Origin of the sequence: Pseudomonas fulva NBRC 16637 = DSM 17717 (genome assembly GCF_000730565.1) — a bacterium.
GTDB lineage: Bacteria > Pseudomonadota > Gammaproteobacteria > Pseudomonadales > Pseudomonadaceae > Aquipseudomonas > Aquipseudomonas fulva.
In genome coordinates, this window is the sequence record NZ_BBIQ01000037.1 from 1 (window position 1) to 4,478 (window position 4,478).

Consider the following 4,478-nt stretch of genomic DNA (forward strand, 5'->3'; position numbering starts at 1 on the left):
TTTAAGCTGGCCTCGCTGTTGTTCTCGTTGCGCAGGCGTACCAACTGACCGAGCTTGTCCCAGTGGTAATACAGGGTGGAAGCATCGGGGTTTAGGCGCTGTTGGATCAGCCCGGCTTCGTTGTAGCTCCAGGTGGTGCGACGGTGCAGGGCATCGACGTAGGTGAGCAGACGACCTTCGGCGTCGTACTCAAAACGGTCTCGGGTCTTGTCGGGATACACCAGGCTGCTGAGATAGCCCGCGGCATCGATCAGCTTCGTCAGTTGCCCGAAGGTGTCGTACGCCTTCTGCTTGCAGGCTCGAGCCTTGATGAACGCCATAAAATCAACCGTAAGGTCGAGGTCTTGGCGGAGTGAGTTAGAGGTACACTCCGCGGAGACCTGGTGACAAATACTCGGTTGTTAAAGATCTATATGGCAGGCCTTTAGGGGGTAATTAGGGGTTGTGTAGAATCCGCTTGGCTAAGTAAGAGGTCGCCGTGGTCGTTTTCTGCAATGATCCATTTCAAATCCTTGTCCACTATATAGTATTCAAAGAATCTACAATTTTCGAGTACTGATGGTATTTTGTTGAGTGGGGCGCTGAAAATTAGTTTCTCTTCGTTGTCTTCATCGATAATAAACCAAATGTCTCCAGAGTGGTCCGGAGCTAACTTACACAGATGCAGGTGTCCAGTGTTGTCATGGAAGGTTCGAACTGTTGGTGCGGTGGAAAGTGATATCCACCAGGCTCGCGGATTCCCTATAATGAATTTTGCTTGTATTTCCGACAGGATTTCTATCTTTCTTGTTGGCTCTTCATATGATATTCCCTGATCTTCAAAAGCCTTGAGTAACTCTTCAGGTAATGTGAAATCTGTATCTGTCATTGGGTTCTCACTTCTGGTCAGGTCGGTGTGGGTGCTGAGGGCCAGAATATGTTATATTGCCCCTGTCCCCACATCCGCATTTATTTCTTTTCCCTGCAGTTTGCCAGCCGACGTGAGGCTTGTCGTGGCCGTTTTTGGGGTCCATGTCAGCGTGGGGAGCGTCGTAAGCAACTTTGCTTCCTCCAGGTCCTTTGAACTCTACAATGGTTCCTGTCTCTGGGTCGACTTTCGAAAATGAGATTTTAGCTGGGTCATCCATCCCCGCATTCGTGAATGCCATCTTACCAGCTATGGGTTTTCCATTAAGGTGGGTATGTGCTATGGATCCGATTACGGTCCCATTATGAGTGGTACTGTCCCTTTGGCGAATAATGGCTTTCATCTGCGTTCCTTCAGGTTACGATTATCTGGACGATCTGATCGTCTCTAGTTGCTTGCTTAGAATCGACATGTCAGGAGGATTCTTCTTCGCCCCCTTTGACTCAAGCCAGTTCGGCACTTTCGATTTTTGTAATTCCATTCCTTCTCTGGTGAAATGGCTCATTCTAAGTTCCCCATCTATTATTTCTCCACTTTGGTTAATTATGTTTATATTGAGCAGGTTGTTATATTGAAAGAATAATCGAAGGGCGGTTAGTATTCGTTTTACGATTTTTTGATTTGTCTCGTCTGGGACTAAGTTGTTTTCGTTGTCAAGAATTTTATATCGTTGAATTTCTGATTCTATGGTTGCCCAGATGAGCGGGTCTGATTTCATTTTCAAGGTTCTCTAATAATGATTGACGGGCCTGTGATTGGTACTAGGTCTTTTGTTGTACGATCTCGTATGAATGTTCCACCGTTTTCAATTATCATTCTTTCTTTAGCAGCCTGAGCTACTTTCTTGGCGGTAAGGCTTGTGACTTCGTGCGTCTGAGCTTTGCCATCCTCGATAACTACGGTATCAATACGGCGCCTGGTATTTGTGTCTGTTGTATCAAATACAGAGTTTCCTGCTGAGTCGCGTAGGTAGCATTCACACTGTATAGTTGCGTCTGGGTATTGATTTCTCAATCTTTCATTGACTGTTTTGTGGCGGCGGTCTCCCTCTACTGAGTTCTTGATGCGTGCAAGGCCCAGCGGATCCAGCCATTGAATAGTGTTGGGTGCAAAGAAGTATAGGTTAAGGCCACCAGAATAACCTATTGGGTCTTTCGAAATGAATCGACCAGTCCAAGGGTCGTAGTATCGATGGCGGTTATAATGGAGTAGAGTTTCAGTGTCAAAATACTGTCCCTGAAATCTAAGCGGATTGCGGGCTTTGGCCCGCTGAGGTTTCCCAGCTCCATCCGGCAGTTTGACTAACCCCCAAGCGTCATAGATGCCAGTCCAAACGATCTGGCCATTTTCGTCGGAGATTTCCATGGGAGTGCCGAGCTGGTCGCACTGATACCAGGCAAACGTGTTTACCGGCGTTGCGGTCCGCTTGTGCTGCCACACCGGGTCCCGATCAATGTCGTACTGATCGCCGTAGGTGGGTTGCGGTAACAAGTCGAGCGTCGAGTTGATTACCGCCTGCGCAACTGGAACGAATGTGCCCGGTGCGTACTGGGGCGCGCGGCAATAAAGTGCACGCAAGACCGTAGCGGGGAATCCATTCCAGGTCGCTGCAAAGTGGGCTGAAATAGGTGTAGGCAATTTCTCTAAATTAAGAAGGTATATGGATTCGGACAAAGCCGTAGTTACTGCGACAACTGGCACAGTGACTATTAAGTCAAATCAATCCGATAAGCCTACCCCTTGCCAATCGTGCGGTCCGAGCATCCCATTGGGAGCTGAAAAGTGGCCGTATTTTTGAAAGTAACAGGTATATGGCATTGCAGTAGCCCACGCTCGGAGATGAACCGGCGTACGGACTGATTAGGACTGTATTTGTGTTGAGAGCGGCGACAACAGGCGTGGTGATTGATGCCTGTTGCTTGCCGACTCATCTCGGTTTCATGGTTTCAACGATGAACGCTCCCGTGTGAGGCGCTGGCGATCAAGCTGGCGCCGCAGGCGGTTTTCATGCCGTCGAGGGCAACGGGCACGCCGTTGACTCGGTAAGTGGAGCTGCCTTCGATGATTGGAAACTCACCCTTACATAGAGGGCAAAAAACCATGCTGCCTTTGCCCGCTGCAGGTCTACCATTGAGGATAGTATGTGGGATCCCTTCTTTTACGACTCCACCATGGCTGGTGCTGTCATAAACTCTCACTAGATTATTCACAATAAAGCATCCTTAGACTTCTTTGTTTATTATTGCGTTGAATTTTTCGGCTTGACTTAGGCGTCGGATTTCCTCGCGAGATCCGTGTTGTTGAGTAAAAGAAATCACTGATTGCAGGGCGGCCTGCAATATTTTCTCTATTTCTTGAGTGTTCTGATTTGTTGAGGCTGAGTCAATTTGATCTTGCTTGATAGTTGTGTGTGGTATGCTCTCCACACGAAAATCTACATGAGCAGGGAAACGATTGGCTTTGTTTTCGAAAGTTGTTGTGGGAGAGTGTTGGAGCTCCTCGTCACAGAGTAATTCGATGAAGCTTATTCCGCAATTTATATAGAAACTCTTCCCGCTGGATGATTTTTGAAGATTTACAATTAAGTATTTATCATTCATTTTTAAGAAAAATGTACTATCGTCTCCGCTAAATTCAAATTTAGTTGCGGCGCGTTTAAATATAGTTTTAATTGATTCTCTTTTCATGGTTTTTCTATCACCGTCCTGAGTGTTCTGATACCGGTCTTTGGGTCTAGTATGTCTAATATCCCTTCGTGATCTTTGCCTGTTCTGTTTTTCATCTCGTCGCAGTATCGGCGGAGTTGGGCTTCTCCTCGCCTAATTGTTCGTGTGCTGCACGTGCATTTTCTCTCAATTATGCTGCATTCTGCCGCGTACAATGCATCCGCTCTACCGGCACTTCCGATTTTACGTTCCCTTTCATAGCCAGGCGGATAGGGGAATCTATTCATGTCGTTGTGGAAGACTTGACCAGTTTTTGCATGTGAACTATGGCCGCTAGTTGAGGATTTTGCCAGCCCCAGTGGGTCAGTCCACATGGTTGGGTTTGAGGCGTATAGGTATAAATTCAATCCGCCATGAAATCCTATTGGGTCTTTCGATATAAAACGTCCGGTTAGACAGTCGTAGTATCTATATCGGTTGTAATGGAGGTTTGTTTCAATGTCATAGTATTGTCCTTGAAATCGTAGGGAGTTGCCAATGCCGGTTTTTTTAGCCTTTTCTGTGTTTTCTTGTATGGCCTGACCCCAGGTTTTATAAGTGCCGCACCACTCAATTTTTCCGCTTGCATCAGTAATCTCCATAGGAGTGCCTAACTGATCACACTGGTACCACGCGAATGTATCTACAGATGTTGGATTTGGTTTGTGTAGCCACACCGGATCGCGATTAATGTTGTAGTGATCGCCGTATGCGGGTTGCGGCAACAGGTCAAGGGTGGAGTTGATTACCGCCTGCGCAACTGGAACGAATGTGCCCGGTTCGAAAACGTAATGGGTCGTACAGCCACCCCGTTCCTCCCGATCACGACACTCCGTAGCGAGCGTGTCACCTTCCCAGGTGAACCA

Annotated in this window: 6 protein-coding genes and 1 pseudogene; all 7 read right to left on the reverse strand. The window is 47.4% G+C overall.

What is annotated here, in order from left to right:
* Positions 1-320 (reverse strand): annotated as a pseudogene (locus tag PFU01S_RS21305) (RHS repeat domain-containing protein); the annotation flags it as partial.
* 104 nt (positions 321-424) lie between these two features.
* The gene (locus PFU01S_RS22255; protein ID WP_125922803.1) at positions 425-868 is read right to left on the reverse strand and encodes a DUF6756 family protein; all 444 of its coding nucleotides are present in this window, start codon (positions 866-868) and stop codon (positions 425-427) included.
* Between the two features lie 7 nt (positions 869-875).
* Entirely contained in the window at positions 876-1,250 is a 375-nt protein-coding gene (locus PFU01S_RS21990; protein WP_125922804.1) for a polymorphic toxin type 47 domain-containing protein, read from the reverse strand.
* 377 nt (positions 1,251-1,627) lie between these two features.
* Positions 1,628-2,581, reverse strand: a complete 954-nt coding sequence (locus PFU01S_RS22000; protein ID WP_219859730.1) for an RHS repeat-associated core domain-containing protein — start codon at positions 2,579-2,581, stop codon at positions 1,628-1,630.
* A gap of 272 nt (positions 2,582-2,853) precedes the next feature.
* Complete coding sequence (locus tag PFU01S_RS22005) at positions 2,854-3,117, reverse strand: PAAR domain-containing protein (protein WP_081783980.1); 264 nt, start codon at positions 3,115-3,117, stop codon at positions 2,854-2,856.
* A 12-nt stretch (positions 3,118-3,129) separates the two neighbouring features.
* The gene (locus tag PFU01S_RS22010; protein ID WP_081783979.1) at positions 3,130-3,594 is read right to left on the reverse strand and encodes a DUF4304 domain-containing protein; all 465 of its coding nucleotides are present in this window, start codon (positions 3,592-3,594) and stop codon (positions 3,130-3,132) included.
* A partial coding sequence (locus tag PFU01S_RS22015; RefSeq protein ID WP_174435404.1) for an RHS repeat-associated core domain-containing protein occupies positions 3,591-4,478 on the reverse strand: 888 nt, incomplete at its 5' end. The genes PFU01S_RS22010 and PFU01S_RS22015, both read right to left, overlap by 4 nt.

Excerpts from the sequence above, each read along its gene's own strand:
- PFU01S_RS21990 (WP_125922804.1), bottom strand. The coding sequence starts at position 1,250 with ATGAAAGCCATTATTCGCCAAAGGGACAGTACCACTCATAATGGGACC.
- PFU01S_RS22255 (WP_125922803.1), bottom strand. The coding sequence starts at position 868 with ATGACAGATACAGATTTCACATTACCTGAAGAGTTACTCAAGGCTTTT.
- PFU01S_RS22010 (WP_081783979.1), bottom strand. The coding sequence starts at position 3,594 with ATGAAAAGAGAATCAATTAAAACTATATTTAAACGCGCCGCAACTAAA.